At 47.9% G+C, this 15,528-nt stretch carries 22 protein-coding genes; all 22 read right to left on the minus strand.

Features of this window, described 5'->3' with window-relative positions; translation table 11 throughout:
• Position 1: 1 nt before the first annotated feature.
• Positions 2-1,270, minus strand: a complete 1,269-nt coding sequence (locus tag K5Q92_RS00975) for a reverse transcriptase/maturase family protein (RefSeq protein WP_220767185.1) — start codon at positions 1,268-1,270, stop codon at positions 2-4.
• Positions 1,267-1,623: a diversity-generating retroelement protein Avd gene (avd, locus tag K5Q92_RS00980; protein ID WP_220767186.1), complete on the minus strand. Its 357-nt coding sequence runs from the start codon at positions 1,621-1,623 to the stop codon at positions 1,267-1,269. Before avd ends, K5Q92_RS00975 begins: the two co-directional genes overlap by 4 nt.
• Positions 1,624-1,699: 76 nt before the next feature.
• Positions 1,700-2,968: an SUMF1/EgtB/PvdO family nonheme iron enzyme gene (locus K5Q92_RS00985; RefSeq protein WP_220767187.1), complete on the minus strand. Its 1,269-nt coding sequence runs from the start codon at positions 2,966-2,968 to the stop codon at positions 1,700-1,702.
• Complete coding sequence (locus K5Q92_RS00990; RefSeq protein ID WP_220767188.1) at positions 2,965-3,546, minus strand: phage tail protein; 582 nt, start codon at positions 3,544-3,546, stop codon at positions 2,965-2,967. Before K5Q92_RS00990 ends, K5Q92_RS00985 begins: the two co-directional genes overlap by 4 nt.
• Positions 3,534-4,223 carry a phage tail protein gene (locus tag K5Q92_RS00995; protein WP_220767189.1) on the minus strand — a complete coding sequence of 230 codons (690 nt, stop codon included), beginning with the start codon at positions 4,221-4,223 and terminating at the stop codon, positions 3,534-3,536. Before K5Q92_RS00995 ends, K5Q92_RS00990 begins: the two co-directional genes overlap by 13 nt.
• Positions 4,223-5,410, minus strand: a complete 1,188-nt coding sequence (locus K5Q92_RS01000; protein WP_220767190.1) for a baseplate J/gp47 family protein — start codon at positions 5,408-5,410, stop codon at positions 4,223-4,225. Before K5Q92_RS01000 ends, K5Q92_RS00995 begins: the two co-directional genes overlap by 1 nt.
• Positions 5,391-5,738 (minus strand): DUF2590 family protein, encoded by a 348-nt coding sequence (locus tag K5Q92_RS01005; RefSeq protein ID WP_220767191.1) that lies wholly within the window; start codon positions 5,736-5,738, stop codon positions 5,391-5,393. The genes K5Q92_RS01000 and K5Q92_RS01005 overlap by 20 nt, the downstream gene beginning before the upstream one ends.
• Positions 5,735-7,828, minus strand: a complete 2,094-nt coding sequence (locus K5Q92_RS01010) for a phage tail tape measure protein (protein ID WP_220767192.1) — start codon at positions 7,826-7,828, stop codon at positions 5,735-5,737. Before K5Q92_RS01010 ends, K5Q92_RS01005 begins: the two co-directional genes overlap by 4 nt.
• A 40-nt stretch (positions 7,829-7,868) precedes the next feature.
• A complete protein-coding gene (locus tag K5Q92_RS01015) occupies positions 7,869-8,012 on the minus strand; it encodes a DUF6890 family protein (protein WP_174208583.1) in 144 nt (47 codons plus the stop codon).
• A 41-nt stretch (positions 8,013-8,053) separates the two neighbouring features.
• Entirely contained in the window at positions 8,054-8,320 is a 267-nt protein-coding gene (locus K5Q92_RS01020) for a putative phage tail assembly chaperone (protein WP_220767193.1), read from the minus strand.
• Complete coding sequence (locus tag K5Q92_RS01025; RefSeq protein ID WP_220767194.1) at positions 8,317-8,583, minus strand: hypothetical protein; 267 nt, start codon at positions 8,581-8,583, stop codon at positions 8,317-8,319. The genes K5Q92_RS01020 and K5Q92_RS01025 overlap by 4 nt, the downstream gene beginning before the upstream one ends.
• Positions 8,580-8,969 carry a 3TM-type holin gene (locus tag K5Q92_RS01030; protein WP_220767195.1) on the minus strand — a complete coding sequence of 130 codons (390 nt, stop codon included), beginning with the start codon at positions 8,967-8,969 and terminating at the stop codon, positions 8,580-8,582. Before K5Q92_RS01030 ends, K5Q92_RS01025 begins: the two co-directional genes overlap by 4 nt.
• Before the next feature lie 10 nt (positions 8,970-8,979).
• A complete protein-coding gene (locus K5Q92_RS01035; protein WP_220767196.1) occupies positions 8,980-9,528 on the minus strand; it encodes a glycoside hydrolase family 108 protein in 549 nt (182 codons plus the stop codon).
• Positions 9,525-9,728, minus strand: a complete 204-nt coding sequence (locus K5Q92_RS01040; protein ID WP_220767197.1) for a TraR/DksA C4-type zinc finger protein — start codon at positions 9,726-9,728, stop codon at positions 9,525-9,527. Before K5Q92_RS01040 ends, K5Q92_RS01035 begins: the two co-directional genes overlap by 4 nt.
• Positions 9,729-9,748: 20 nt before the next feature.
• Positions 9,749-10,198: a phage protein gene (locus K5Q92_RS01045; protein WP_220767198.1), complete on the minus strand. Its 450-nt coding sequence runs from the start codon at positions 10,196-10,198 to the stop codon at positions 9,749-9,751.
• A 26-nt stretch (positions 10,199-10,224) separates the two neighbouring features.
• Positions 10,225-11,331 (minus strand): DUF2586 domain-containing protein, encoded by a 1,107-nt coding sequence (locus tag K5Q92_RS01050; protein ID WP_220767199.1) that lies wholly within the window; start codon positions 11,329-11,331, stop codon positions 10,225-10,227.
• Between the two features lie 4 nt (positions 11,332-11,335).
• The gene (locus K5Q92_RS01055) at positions 11,336-11,986 is read right to left on the minus strand and encodes a phage virion morphogenesis protein (protein ID WP_220767200.1); all 651 of its coding nucleotides are present in this window, start codon (positions 11,984-11,986) and stop codon (positions 11,336-11,338) included.
• The gene (locus K5Q92_RS01060) at positions 11,983-12,471 is read right to left on the minus strand and encodes a phage tail protein (RefSeq protein ID WP_220767201.1); all 489 of its coding nucleotides are present in this window, start codon (positions 12,469-12,471) and stop codon (positions 11,983-11,985) included. Before K5Q92_RS01060 ends, K5Q92_RS01055 begins: the two co-directional genes overlap by 4 nt.
• Positions 12,468-12,950, minus strand: a complete 483-nt coding sequence (locus K5Q92_RS01065; protein ID WP_220767202.1) for a head completion/stabilization protein — start codon at positions 12,948-12,950, stop codon at positions 12,468-12,470. Before K5Q92_RS01065 ends, K5Q92_RS01060 begins: the two co-directional genes overlap by 4 nt.
• A gap of 110 nt (positions 12,951-13,060) precedes the next feature.
• Positions 13,061-13,834: a phage terminase small subunit gene (gene gpM / locus K5Q92_RS01070; protein ID WP_308443564.1), complete on the minus strand. Its 774-nt coding sequence runs from the start codon at positions 13,832-13,834 to the stop codon at positions 13,061-13,063.
• Positions 13,783-14,379 (minus strand): hypothetical protein, encoded by a 597-nt coding sequence (locus K5Q92_RS01075; protein WP_220767203.1) that lies wholly within the window; start codon positions 14,377-14,379, stop codon positions 13,783-13,785. The genes gpM and K5Q92_RS01075 overlap by 52 nt, the downstream gene beginning before the upstream one ends.
• 91 nt (positions 14,380-14,470) lie before the next feature.
• Positions 14,471-15,505, minus strand: a complete 1,035-nt coding sequence (locus K5Q92_RS01080; RefSeq protein WP_220767204.1) for a phage major capsid protein, P2 family — start codon at positions 15,503-15,505, stop codon at positions 14,471-14,473.
• Between the last annotated feature and the right edge of the window lie 23 nt (positions 15,506-15,528).

Consider the following 15,528-nt stretch of genomic DNA (forward strand, 5'->3'; position numbering starts at 1 on the left):
ACTACGTTCTCCTGAATGGGGCGCTAAGTAGCGCTTTTCTTAAGTTATAAGTACTTGCATGGCTGGCATGACCAAGCCACGACTGGATGCTTTGACTAATATCGGCAAGCTGTATCTCGCCTTTTGCATACAGCTTGCGGTACTTTTTTAACTTGGTCTTTATTCGGTTAACACTGCACTTTCTGAGCAGCCGATGTGACGAATAAATTCGAAACCCTAAAAAATCCAGCGCTCGACCATTCGCCGTCGAAATGGGGAACACTTGGGTTTTACTGTTGGTCTTCAACCGCAGGTTCTGATTAAGAAATATTTCTACTTCTCTTCGCCATTGATGCAACTGCTCTTTGTCATGATGAATAAAAACAAAGTCGTCCATATAGCGCACGTAAAATTTGGCTCCTAGCTGATGCTTGGCAAATCTGTCCAGCTCATTAAGATAGATGTTGGCAAATATCTGGCTGGTTAAGTTGCCGAGCGGAATGCCAGCACCCAACGCATCGCTTGGGCTTGTATCAATAATGTAAAACAGCAGCGCTTTGGTCCGCTCGCATTTAATCTTCGCATCCAGTATTGATTTGAGGATGCAATGATCGATACTTGAGAAGTAACGACTAATGTCGGCTTTTAACGCATAAGTTTTGCCATGCTTTCGCTCAACTTTTTTAATAAACGCTTGCGTCCTATCTGCACCTTTGTGGGTACCTTTACTTCGGCGGCAGGCGTAAGAGTCGTGAATATACTGCTTATCAAACAGCGGCTCGATAATGTTGTATATCGCCCTATGCGCTACTCGGTCCCGAAAATGTGGTGCTGATATTAATCGGCGCTTTGGCTCAAACACGTAAAAATGGTGATATGGCGACATCTGATACATGCCCCACATCAACTCGTTTTGTATTTGAATAATATTCTCTTCAAGATTATTGAAAAACACCAAAGTAGCGTTGGCCTTTGTTTTCCCTTTTCGGCACTGATACGCCGCATCTAGAATATTTTCAAAACTGTATATCTGCTCAAAAATACAACCCATTGACGCATCAATCGGTTTAATACCTGTTCCAGCAATAGCTGAGGTGACAGCATCCTTTTCATTGTCGCACTGGCAGCACCCATTAGGGTGGTTGCTTCTGGCATAATCAAGAGCTGGGCGAAAACCAATGTTACTGTTCGCATTCGAGCGCGAATTGTTCAGATTGAGCATGCCCAAACCTGCGTTAGAGCCATTGTTCCAGTTGCCCCCGCGAAGCGGGAATCGGTTCCGCGTATTCATAATGCTGTCGCCTGCTGTTTCAACTTAACAGACTTGATCCACCCGCCAATCATGCGACCTATCTCAACCAATTTCTCAATCCATAGCTGATATTTTTTAATATCAAGATAATGCAGATCTTTGGCTAATCTCACTCGGCGCTTCAGTATTGCAAGCTCAATATCAAGATCCGTGAGTGTGGTCTTTTTGTGATAACGTTTAAATGCAGTAATAACTAGGCGCTGTAACTGCAGCATGGATAGGCGTATCTCAGCGCCAAGCACGTGCTTTTCATGCTTGGGGAACTGCTTAAGCGCTACGTATCCATAGAGCAACATTTCGCGGCATTTATCTTCGATCAAAAGGGCGGTCAAGCTGCCTCCGGTAAAGCCTTTAATATAATTAAGATTAAGCTGCGCTATCGCGCAGCGGCCAAAGTGTCAGTTTGCATTACACAAAGAAAGCTGGGCGAAAACCAATGCTACTGTTCGCACTCGAGCGCGAATAGTTCAGATAGAGCATGCCCAAACCTGCGTAAGAGCCATAGCTCCAGCCGCCCCCGCGAAGCGGGAATCGGTCGCCATAATTACGAACATAAATAGCACCTGCCACAGTGGTTGGTGACGCAGACTCAATCAGCAGTCTGCGCATAAGTTCAACTGGTGCATACCCAGCAGACTTGCCAATGGTGGCGAAATGAGCGTTATGCGCATACGGATAATCGTGACTATCATCGTTAATCGGGCCGTTACGCTTAATGATAGTGTTGCTTAAAACTGGCGCGCCAACATTACCTGTGCCAGCCATACTGTCTGAAGTTGAGTCAAAGTAAGCACCGTGGCGGTGCCAGTTTGCTTCATTGATGCTGGGGTTGTTGTCCAGTGTTGTGATGATTTGGCCATTATCGAGCTTCATTTGATCGAGCCACTCATTCACATTACCGACTAAATCCTGCACCCCGAAAGCGCCGTGATCGTGTGCCCAAGTATCTGGCCCTTTGCCTGTATCGGTTCTTCCGGTTCCGCTCGAATCCCCCGGCATGCCGTTATCACTGCGACGAGCAGTTTCTAATTTATTTTCATGACTGCGGCCATAATTTGTATTACCACGAGGCACTGTATTGTTTGCTAGTGACCAAAGCGCAATAGCGGCCCATTCATGGATTGACATCATGTGCCAGCCTGCCCCCTTATCGGTACACAGCGCTTTGGCGACATCGTAGTTAACTGATGTGCGCGGCTGCACGCCACCGACTACGCTGCAACCACCGTTAGCACCTGCACTTGCTAGATACTTGGCAATATAGACTTCACTGCGGGACGTGCCGTTATCCATAAACATAGTTGGCGTGCCTGTACCAAGCTGAAGATCGACACCGGTTCGCGTCAATATAGCTTCGTTTAGATCTTCATAATTAAAACGCTGGATACGCACCATGATGTTCGGGTTGCCCTGGGCATCAATTAAAATCGTGTTGCGACCACCTGATGCGTCTTCAATGGCTTTTTTATGGCCCTCAATCGCGTAATCCGTTAGAGCATCAACATTGTCATTAAACGCCTTTTCAGCGAGGGCGATAGCATCATCAGCTTTCTTATCAAGCTGGGCCATTTTTCCAGCCACCTCTTGCCCGAGTTCTTGCGATGCTGCGGTCTGCTCGTTTGACGCGCTAACGGCTTTGGTGACCTCTTTTAGTAGCTCGTTAATTTCCTGACTCATTTTATTTCCTCCAGTGAACGGACGCGTTCGCTTAATATTAAATTCCAGTAGGCATTTTTTGTCACCCATGTATTGGCGCTAATCACTGCTGTCGCGTTGCTGGCGGTGCAGCTTTGAAGTTGCACTATTTCATTTGAGTAGTCATACATCCACGACTCAGCAGACACCGGGGCTGGTATGGCGTCGGCTATGCCTAAGTGTTCCACTACAAAATTGCGGCTGATGGTGTTGCCCTCAAAGCTGCCAACCGTGCATACTTTTTGTGTTGTCGGCACATACGCGAACGAAATTAACTTGTTGTTATGGGCAAGTCCTATCCAGTTAAAATTAAAGTTGCCGACATCGGGGCCTAGCATCTGGCTAAATGTCACTCTATTTTTATCTATGATCCCGTGCTTTAGCGGCTCTGCGCGGTGGACTATTTGACTTGGCGTTGGCATGGGCTCTTCCGCTGGCTCTGGATCTCTAAAATCCAGCCCAGGAATAAAAGCAAATACAAACTCATCAATAATAAAGTCCTGTACATTGCCAACAGCTAAGGCGATATATTGCTCACCGTAGGTCGTTAGTCGCGCCATTGTTTGCCCCTTATATATAGGTGTTGGTAGTCGTTATTACACTCACTCGAAACGGTATTGAATCCACTAAAGTGTTCTAGGTTGCTATTGCTTAATGTTTTAACTGTAAGCGTTTGAAAATCTTGGCTTGCTTCGGTCACTGCCATACTGTTAACCGCCAGCCTTACTGACAAGTAATCGTAACGTCGGCACGTTCTGCCGTAACATTGAATTATCTCTGCGAGCAGGGCATTGTTCGGCGCAACCTCGGTGTCGTCTATCTCAATAGACACCCTATCCCAATCAAGTTCCGGCTGCCGCTCCCTGACACTGATCACCTCCATGCCTAAGCGCCCCATGATGTTAATGAAGCCTTGGGTGCTGCCCGCATCTTTAGCATTAACAAAAGCGTAAGCTACCCGCTTGCGGTACAGGGCCAAAGGCTCACCTTTAAAGCGGTTCACGGCGCGTTCCCATGCCAGCAAATCCAACATATCGACCGAGCAGGTTAACGGGTCAATTTGCGCTAGCGGCCAAATAAACCAATCGCGCAGCCGTTGCCAAAAAGACTGCAGGCCATTGGTTAACATGGCTGGCTCTTGTGGCTCGTCGGTTTTGTTTAGGGTTTTACCGTCCATCCACCACGGCGGCGTAATGGTGGGTAACTTAGGGCAACCTTTTGGCTCTGGTACTGACATTAGATCACCCCGCGATTGTTAATCACTAAGCTGCTAATGCGTGGCAATGCTAAGCCGTTAATCAAGTCATCAGTTAACCAACGCACACTTTTTAAATGTGGCAACTCGTCTGTTAACTCACTAGTCAGCTGTGAGAAAATAAAGGCACTGCGAGGGAACGTGCGCGTCATCGCTGGGTGCAGCTCAGATTCTCTAAATGCAGCGCGAATACGTGATTCAATGTCAGCCTCTAACTGGGCAATCTCACTGCTACCGATATTGCTGGCATGCCAAAAGTTAAGCTCTAACGCTTGAGCGCTAGCAGCAATAGGCATCACCAATAAGTCATCACCGTGGCCGTGATAGCCTCGGGTGCTAATGTAGTCGTTAATATTGTCAATTAGAGCTTGCGTCGTTTCGCCAACTTCCATCATTACATGGCAATTTGCGGTACCTGGACCACGGGGCGCTTCATGCTCAAAATAAAGTAAGTCGCTACGAATACCCGCAAAGCTTGCTATGGCCGCGCGGTAAACGGCATCAATGTGATAATTACCCCCGCTGCCGGACTTATCACGTATGCGCAGTGCCAGTTCATCGTCAGTTTCTTGGTTAGCACCGCTTTGGGTGATCCAATCGCCAATGTTATTCACCACCGCAATACCCGCTAACACCTCGGGTAAAACATTGTAATAACCTGCGCCAATGTTATGCCCTGCGCCCGACTGCTCTGCCTCACATAATATTGCCTCGGTTAATACGCCTGCGGGGATCAATGTGTCGGCTAATACTCGCATTCGGTAAATGGCGCCTAATGTGGCATCGCTTTGTATCACCGTGCCTGCTTTTACCCAAATATCAGCATTGGCATCTACTTTGGTGAATGTAATTAAGCCTTGGGTTTTTACCGCTTGCTTACGTTCTAGGCCTACATCCCACGCTTTTAGCTCTAAATACAGATCTGTTGCCGTGGCTGTAAACATGGCTGGCAATACGTGATTAGCCAGTAATGTTTTAATTAACCATAAAACTGGCGTGACAACACATGCCGAGAACAATTTCCAAAACGGGCTCATAGCGCTGTTATTACTGATAATTGAATTAGCTGCCATTACGTCAGCTTCAAGCAATGCAGTGACTTGCTGGCTATCCATTGGCACTCCCTCGTTAGCGAGTACCTTTTCAAAATCAACTTGTGGGCGTGTCATAATTTACCTCTGCAGCTAGATCGCCAAATTCGTAAGTGGTCGCGGTGATAGCAATGACTTTAGTGCTACGCACATCGAGTTCGATAGTGCCCGGCACTAAGCGAGTATCGGTTTCAATTAGCAGCTCCATTTCGGTGTATACATCGGCGCGCAATGTCGCACTGCGCTGGGCTAGCAATTTAGTCACTAGCCCCGATTCCATCAGCATGTGTTTAACGTCTTGGGCAATGCTTTTACGGGTGACTGTTAAGTTGGGCTGAGCGCCCACATCTAACGACAATGCACCATCAACAATTAACAGATCGCTATATTTGGCTTGTTCTGTCATGCGGTCATTAGCTCCTGTTGGTCGGCAATTTCGGCCAAACTAAAGTTTTTAGGTGGGTTGTTAATGATCACATCACCAAAGCTAATGCGCTTTTCGCCACTGCTGCTTGCCGCCATGCTGGCTCTGGCGTTCGCTGCTGTCTGCTGGTTAAAACGTGGCTTAATAGCGCTGGCCACTGACTCGTTAGCAACGGGTTTGATATTTAATTGCTGGCTGGTCGCATCTGGCTGATAAACAGGTAAGGCACTGCGCTGCAGATCAACTGCTTGTGTCAGCGACTCTGGCATCACCGGCTTAAACTCGCTTTGCTGATACTCAACAGGCAAACGGGTGATATTAGTCGCTGGCACTATTGAGTTAACGTCCATTGATGCCGCCCAAGGCCCCGCCATTGGCTTTGGCATCGCAGGTTCGTTAGCTGCTGTTTGCTGCATCCACTGCGGCACCGCTTGTTGGTTATGGTTTTGCAACACATCAGGCAAGCTTGATTGCAGCGCCGCTTGATCAACATCGCCCATGATAGGAATTAAATCTATTTCAACACCTGGAATGTAATTTAGCTTTTCGATGTACCAATTTAGGTAATCAACAAACATGCCTTTGAGTGATTCCCAAGCGTTGCTAAATACGCCGACCAAGCCTTGCACCCATTCCCAACTGCCCATAGTGGCAACTAAGTCATCCCAGTAATAAACCAGTGCGCCTACTGCCGCGATGGCTGCAACTACACCTGCTACCACAAGGCCAATTGGGTTGGCGTACATCGCAATATTCACCGCTAGCATTACACCGCGCAGTGACGCTAAACCCGATGTCAGCATGGCATTAATGCCTGCCCAAGCCATAGTGGTTGCACCATAGGCCGTCATCATCATTTTGCCCACGCCCATCGCCATGGTTAGCGCACCACCTGCCGCGACTAGGCCAAACATGGCAATGGCCGCATAACCAAGCCAGCGGGTTAAGTTGGGGAATGTTTCGGTAAACCAAAGCACATCTTTGCCCATATCGGCTATCCAACTAGCAAAACCATTAAAGGCTGGCAGAACGGCACTACCAAAGGCGGCTCGGATCACGTTCCAACTTTGTGCAAGTCGCTGGCTTTGGTCGGTCATATCTCGGGCCATATCGGTGGCAGGCCCCATGCCTTTAACATTTTTAAAGCTGTTAATGTTAGCTTTTAAGCCGTCTAAGTTTTTAGACATATTGATAATGGCTAAGGCACCATCGCCCAAGCCAGCATCATCTAAAAAGGTGCGTGCTTGAATACCCGACATGCCCTCAATCATCGGCTTAATCTTTTCAATCACCTCGACCATAGGCAATAAATTGCCTTTGGCATCGGTTAACCTTACGCCTAACTTTTCTTGCGCTCCGGCTACGCCCTCAAGGTAATTGGTATATTGGGTTACTGCATCGCCTTGGCCCATCTGCTGCCCAAGCATACCCAACACAGCAAACTGTTCATCTAATGCTACGCCTAAGGTCGACGGTAACGAGTGCATACCATCGAGCATGCCCTCCATATCTTGCATTGAGGTACCAAACTGCTGTTTAGCCATAGCGGTCATGCCAGTGATTTGGGCGATAAAGTTATCTTTGCCCATTGCATCGGCTTGGCCTTGATAGTTGCCATACAAGGTTTTGAAATAGTTGGTTACGGTATCAGCGTCTGACTTCATCGCCATGGCAAGCGTGGCACTTGATGTTGTTGCCGACTGCATTACATGCGCAGGCATATCGCCCATGCTGGCGCGCAGCTTTTCAGTGTGGGCTAGCACATCGGTAGCGGCTTGGCCGTATTCAATCGCAAAATCAAAGGCGGTTGAGGTCACCGCTTTTAATGCGTCATCAGCTACGCCAAGGCCTTTTATATCACCAAGTTTGCGGTCGATTTCAATTGCAGGCATCAATGCACTGTGCAGTGCCATGCCTGATGCAGCCATGCCGCCCAAGCCTGTAGCCATTTGCATGGTGCCTGCTTGGTACGTGTCAGCAAGTCCATTAAATTGCTTAGTGATGTTGGCGATAGGCTTAGTGATTTGGTCAACCAAGCCAACGGTAAACATTAGCGGTTTGGGCAGGCTCATTGGCGTTTTGTCTCCGTTGTACTTGTGCTAATACCAAGTGCTATTTTGAAAATGCGCGGCCAATACCTTTAGCGGTAGCGACCTCGATATTTTCTAGTTGGGTTTTGTGCAGCCAAAGCGCTCTGGCAATTGACTGCTCGCTGTCGTCTTCATTGGGGAGCTGATGCCGCCTAATTGCTAGCATCTGCTCAAACTGGTTGTTTTCAATTGCTTCAACCAGACCTGCTATTTTTTTACCGCAATCTCCAACACTGGTGAGAAATCAGCTTTTAGTGCACTAGCGATTTGCACCTCTGCACCAGGTGAATCAGTCAGTAACTTTTTAAGTGCATCTTTTTGCTCGGCACTAATAGAACGCACAACAAAGTTGTGAGCGGCAGTGCACATAGAGCCGCCACGATTTACCATGTCAACAAAATCAGAGTGATCATTCACAGTGACGTTAAATGTAAAATCAGTGGTACCAATGGTTAGAGCGATTTGCTTTTTCATGGTAAATCCTTATTTTTTCTGTTGTTAAAAAAGTCTTTTAAGTTGGTGAATCCGTCTTTCATCTGGCGCTCGATACGGTCGCCCAAATCTTTTACGTCATCTTTAGTGGCATAGCTTTCGGCCACGTGGGTTTTGTGTTCGCTTAGCTCTTTGGCTGTATTCTTTTGGCTGTTAAATAAGCCAACAAAGAGTGGTACCAGCACGGTAAGCACTAAACCGCCAATAGCTAAAAAAACACGGATCCAATCTAAGCTGTCATTCACTTGGCTACTCCCTTAATCTTTTCAACCGTGCGCAGACCTGCAAGGCCAAGCATGGCGAGGGTTAACTCCATCATGACTTCTAATGGCAACTCTGGTGTGCCAACATCAGGCCAAATCCATTGCAAAACAGGGTTAACCAAAAAGGCAAACAAAAAGCCAAAGCCACATACCCACATTAAAAATGGTCTTGCTCCCGCCACAAATGCACTGCGATGTTGCGCGGCCATGGTGTTAGCCAACGCTTGCATTAACATCGGCTTTTGTTTGATTTCGGTAAGCTCATTCTCAAGCTGTTGGCGTTCTTCGTCAGAGGTAAACAGTGCATCACCCGCTTTGCCAATAGCCTCGATGGGGTTAGTGCCTAAAATCGTGCTAAACCAACCCATGGAAAACTCCTTATAAATGCACTACACGTTGCAGCCAGCCAAATTGATATTTCTCTTGGCTTTCGTCTTTCACTGCAATGTTGATACAAAAACTAATTCGCATACTGCGCACCGCTTCAATCAATACCTTTAAGCCGTTTTGCTTACGATGCTCTACATACTTATTAAGCGCATATAGCGAACGGCTACCCACAACTCCATCGGCCACTAAGTCGGGATAAAGTGTTTGGCGGTTATTCAACACGTTAAGCACTTTCTGTAAACATTTGCCTGCACGGTTCGCACCGGAGTTAACCCCAAAGTCAAACAGCTGCTCTGTGAGTGTTTCGCTAATGCGGCAAATGTCATCAAGCTTTAACGGTGTCCAGTAGCGGTCTTGATAAATCTTGAACGCTAACTCATAAGGCAAGTCACGCATTGCGCCTTGATAACCATTTTCACGCGCAACACTTAACGTGATGCCATACATGGTTTCACCACCTCGATCAGTTGGGTCGTTAACATACCCGCCCTCGCGTTCGATCAACTCTTCAATCAATCTGTTTTTTAAGTTGCTCATCGCTTTCGCTCACTTAACTTTTGGCAGTCAATACACAACTGCACACCTTTTACCTCTTGGCGGCGTGGCTCTGGAATGGCCTCGCCACATTCAATACAATGGCTAGCACTGGGCGGTGCAGGTTTAGCGTTCTGGCGCATTGCGTTTGCTCTGGCCTCTGCACGCGCTTCATGTTTGACCGCTAAATCTGCATCATCCATTCGTGGTTGCTCCAAGTTGCCTACTGCACTATGTGTTCAATTTCATCTGGGCGCAGATATGGCACGCCATCGATATGAATAAAGTCAGGGCTAGTGATATCGAACGGGATTTTGAACAAGCTGGCACTGCCGCCTTTGCTGTCAATATCCAACAAGTCACTTAACTTGATGCGGCAACCAAAGCATTCAACCTTGCGTTCGTCTTGTGACGTTTTGGCATAAAACTGAATGTCAAAGTTTGGTAATGCGCGCCATGCGCCTGCCGTTTTGGCTTGTTGGCTAATCAAAGCAAAGTTTGCTGCGTTAACGGTTAATTCACCGCTTCCTGCCACATGGCCATCTACTGCCCCATCGGGTACACCACCGGTTTGAGATACACCGCTGTTGTCGGTAATGGTTACTGTGGCGCTATCGACTTGTACTGCAGTGTCACCCACGTGGGTTCTAAAATTCATTCCTGATAAACGCATTGTTTTCTCCTAATACGTAATTGGCGTTATAGAACGCTAAGATCCAACATGATGTTGACGGTGATTGATTTCGGGCTGTTGTACGGGCGCACAACCATGTAGATAACCACCTGCGTTTTGCTCTTCCACTCAATGGTGATATCGCCATCTTGTGGTGGCATGATGTCACCGGGGAACGCTACACCCTGCACCTTGTAGCTTTTGCTCATGGCGCGCAGTGGCTTAATAAAGTACGCCTTGTTTAACTCAATGCTGGCAGGCGTTGAGTTAAGCACACGGTTAGCCACGCGCATGATGGCGCGAACGCGCACTTCACGGCTTGCCTTGTGTACGACACGTAGATTTTCAACCACTTGGTAATCACCGCCAGTGACTTCTAGCGTTGAGCCATCGCCCCAATAAACGCCCTCCACGTCTGGATACCATTGCGGCACACTAAAACGCGCTACGGCCAAGGTATTTAAGGTCGCCAGTGATAATGGCGTTTCAGTTGAGTCAGTTGGCATAGGGCCAAGACCTGCAACCGAGCCTGTCGCAACTCGCATAGGAGAATCTGCAATGCTCACGCTGCGATTACATAAACGGCCAGCAAGTACGCCCACGTTATTGCCATTAAGCTGTGGCACGGGTACCACTAACGGGAGAGCCAAGCCATTCACTAGAACCGCCATTTTGGCTTCATATGCTGGCCATGTTTCATTTGCTTTATCGATACCTGGCAAGGCAACAATGACAAAGCACCAACGGCCATGTGAGCCTTGCAGTGCGAGTGTGGCGTCATAGATTGCACTAATTTGCTCTGCTGTGGTTTGCACATCACAAATCGCAAGCGCTTCAAAACTCTGTACTTCATTTGCACGAATAATCGCGCCGCTAATTTCTTCATCAGCTGCTAACGGGTATACCGCTGCCGTCCAGTTCTGCCCCGCATTAAGCTGCGCGGCTATGAGCTGCTTACGCAGATTGCTATCAGCAAATAGCGCACTGAGATCAGTTTGCGCATTGACTGAGTAAAGCTGGCTTTCTTCTTCGGCGTTGCCAGCGCGACCAATGTACAAAACGTGACGTTCAATTTCGGTCACTTCGCCTTGTCCTTGGTTTTGGTTGTTTACGGTAGCGTTACCTAATGGCATGGGGTTATCCTCTTGTTTGACTTAATAGTGTTGCTAATTCGGCTTGCACATTTTCGGGTGTGTCGCCAAGGAACGAACGCGATGGCACTGGAATAGGCCAACTTTGCTTACTCGTTTCCCCCCTCAGTTGCCGCAAAATAAGTCCGGCTTGGCCTTGTGATAGGCTTGCCGTGATTTCGCCAAGACTAGCTTTGCGATATCCCTTACCTTTTTGCCGCTTAACTTTGTAACCCTCTTTCGATAACGCTTTGGCTTGGGCGCGCGTACATGGCGCGTCATAATCTGCTTGCCCATGAATACGTGCCATGCGCTGCTTGCTCATTTGTTCGCTGCCACCCTCTTGTTGCAGTGCAGCAATGCGACCTGTATGTGTCGACTTATGCTTTAGCTCTAATCGGTTAGCGCTTTTCACATAGGGCTCAAGCGTGCGGCCCAAGCGTTTTAGTAATTTAGTTTTCTTGCCATTTTTTCGTGGGGCAAAGCTTTGGCCTGTTACCGTTCTTTGCTCTCTAATGCGTTTACGTGCTTTCGCGCGCTGGCTGCGACCAAGGGTTTTTAATATGCGAACCCGCTTATTGGCTGGCAGTGACAACATCAATAGTTGGTCTTTAACACTCAACGCTTGCTGTTTGTTTGGCGCAATAACGAGGCTCATTCGTCATCACTTAGCGACACCACTGTGTCAACGCTTTCGGCAATATTGATAGGCACCAGTGATACCCGGTAACGACCACCATTAAATTGCACTGGGCCGTTGTCGTCAGGAATAAGCTCTATGTCATCCATCAGCTGCAATTCGATTAATATCGTGGCGTTGTCTCGGCTTACTACATCGATATCAATTTCAGGATCATCCAAGCCGTAATCATCACGCGGCCATTCGCTGTCAATAAGGAACGCCGACACCATAGCAAGCAAGTTGTAAGAGTTAATGCGGCGGTGCGGAAACTGCTCGAACGCGATAACCGCGTTGTACTTCCACTTGGCAACTTCATAGCCATTACAACCAAGATCATCACCGTTTAAGATAAGAGTGCCGCGCTCTTGCCACGCATCGATGTTGTTGCTGTTAATCACCGGCTGCAAACTGGCAAGTAAAAATTCGCAAAGTTGCTGCAATTGGGTTTTGGTCTGGCTCATAGCGAGTGCACTCCCGCACGGCCAAGGCCTAACAATAACCGCACGCTGCGGTTAGATTGCCCAAGCAAAGCGTTTTGCTGGTCTTCATCTTGGGCTTTATTGTTGCCCGCCTCTTTTTGGTCAACGGCAGAAAAATAGCCCAGCAAGTCGGCATGGGAACGGGCATACACTGCCGCGCGGTAAATGCTGACCTGCTGTTCACTGAAATCAGGAACTAGACTAGCGTCTAAGGCAAAAGGCACATCCTTGTTAACTGGGGATGCTGCACTTGATGAACATGGCGGAAAAACGTAATTCAGTATTTGTTGTTGCACTTCGGCAACGCTGCGATTGAGTGAGTCAGCAATGGCTTGCTCTTCAAAAAATTCAGGTATACGGCGATGCTTGCGAAACTCGCCCGAAGACAACGCAGGCCAACCCGAATCTTTGTCGATATCTATGCTTGCTTGTGCTGCTGCATCAAATCCAAAACTGCTCATCTCATTCGCTCTTAATTGGGTTCAGTGCGGTTAGCGTCGACGTGGTTATTAACGGTCGCCCGTCAAACACTCGGCTAGCGCACTGGAGGGTTGGGAGTCGGTCCCTTGCGTTAGCTGCCTTGCTCTTGAGAACCATTCTCTTGTGAGCCACTCTCTTGAGAGCCATAGGCCTCTAACGCACGTATTCTCATTTCAATCTTGTTGCGTACTGTTTTTACCTGGGCATGCTTATGCAGGCTGGCGGCTTTTTCCAATAACGCATCTGCTTGCTGCAGGCGGTCAATGTCGCCCACTTGTGTTGGCTTAACATCGCCGTTTGTTGTGCGCAGTAACGCCAAACCCGCGAATTTGTAATACTTAGCGGTAACCACTTCCGGTAATTTCCAGCCATTAGCAACATGCTTAAACACTTGGCTGAAATACGGCTCAATACTGTGGCCGTTTTCTGCTTGCACTGTTGCCCAGTCGTATACAGCATCGCTAATAAACCCCGCCCATTGACGGCGAATACTTCGTGCCATAGGTTGGTTAAGCTCAATGGCTTTGAGGCCGAGCTCAATGCCTTGGCCGAGGTCGTCAATGTCGAAAAGCCAAACCACGCAATAAGCAAAAATAGGATTGTCAGAAATAGCATTTTTGTCGTTCTCCTTGGCACTCTGTAGCGTTGCTAAATATTCAGTGACAATGGGTAACCACTTGGGCAGTAACACGTCACGTTTGTGGGCGATTTTATCCGCCCGTCTTACCAAGCCCTTGAGGCGCTTTAAGTCGTCTTCAAGTTCAATCAGTTGTAAGTGCAGGCTTGGCGCATATTGCGCATCACCTGTTTGGCTTACTTTTTGGAGCTTTTCTTGGCTTTGGCGTCTTTCTCGCCACGCGAGGATGCTTGCTCCGCCAACGGCTTTTTTAGCTCTTCGGTAGCCTCTTTAATGTCACTTGCGGCTTCACTAATGCTTTCTGCGCTATAAGCCAGATCACTAGATGTTTCGCTTACGTTATTAGCAGCGGTTTCAACTTTGTCAGCGGCTTGGGTTACGCTATCAGCGGCTTGTTCCACGGTTTGGGCTGCATCGGTAACTGTGTCAGCACTGTGTTCTAATTCGGTTTGAATATCGGTGATTTTAATATCAGAGATTGCGCCATCATCATCGTTCGTCACTAAAGCTGCAGCCGACTTATCATCACCCGCAGCAGGATCAACATGAATTTGCGCATCTACATAAAGCGCGTTTTGGGCACCCAGTATGCGCCGGGCTTTTTCGATGGCTTGGTGTTCTTCACAACCAAGCAAACAGGCCAGTAGCGCTAACGCTTCATTTACTGGTGCCTGAATGGCATCATGCTCGGCACAGTCATGTGCTTGCTGTGCTTTTTCAGCATTAGCTTTTTCAGCGTCACAACGTTTTTTAAAATTGGCGATAGCACTCATGGCAATATCCTGTTTAGTCGTTCTAGTAATAAGTTGGTAAAGGCTTTACAAGGGTTTGATTAGGCACTCATTGAGTGCCTAATCGCTTGCTTTACACTGCAGGTGCAGGGCCAATATTCATATTGGCTTCATCGATAGCGGCGTAGCCCTCGAACTCTTCAACTGCGTAGCCTTCCATGCGCCAGTACTTGTCTTCATGCTGCTTACGGTCTTCAACATTTTCAGACTTACGCGAGCGCGTGCCTTTTTGCGTGTAAAGGTGCAAGTTAGAAAGCAAGGTCACCACGATACGTTTGCCAGGGAAGAACGGCGGCGTATAAGCACGTAGGCCACCAATGTTCTTATCAGCTTGTTGCGCGGCCACTTTCTCAGTTGGCTTGTCGGCTTGGTTCATCATGTGAGTTTGCGCTGTCGCAGTTAAATCGCTACCCACTAACACCACAAGACGCGGATCATTGCGCAATGACGGATGAATAAGCGTGTTTTTCAACTCGGTAACAATCGCGTCAAGCGTCTTGTATTCACGGTCTTTTAAGACGCCATCTACCGGATTAGGGTTAAAATAGATTGGGTCGGTAACAATTTGACCTGCAGCCTTTTCTTTAACGATTTGGTGCCAGCCCTTGTTAACGTCTTCGCCCATTGGGTTTGTTTCTGGATTAGATGTTGCTGCAACGGTTTTACCGTTAAAGCCAACACGCAGCATATCTAGCGCAAAACGCATCGTGCTATTTTGGCTCATGAGTTTCATAAACTGCTGCGCGCTACCAGCGTTCGCCCATACAGCCAATGTTGCCCAAGGCACTGCCGAGCATGAATCTGTTTCTACTAGCTCGTAGGTATGGCCATCAACACCATTCGTTGATGAAAAACGCCCGCCAGCTTTGCGGCCAGTAGCAATACCATAGTTACCCACTTTAACGACTTGGCCTTTAATCTGGTCAACGTCCATCGTGGTGATCAGTGATAGAAACTCAACCGATTCAAGCATGGCGGCTTTTAGTTTCAGTTCCATCGGGTTTGAAACGCTGAATTGATGGTGTACATCATCAACGCCGTAAGCTGTGGCCATGTTGCTGGTATATGCCAGCAAACAAGCGCGTGCGACCGGAGTCAAAGTATTCATGTTGTTCTCTCTTGTTTAGTGAT

Origin of the sequence: Shewanella sp. MBTL60-007 (genome assembly GCF_019654915.1) — a bacterium.
Lineage (GTDB): Bacteria > Pseudomonadota > Gammaproteobacteria > Enterobacterales > Shewanellaceae > Shewanella.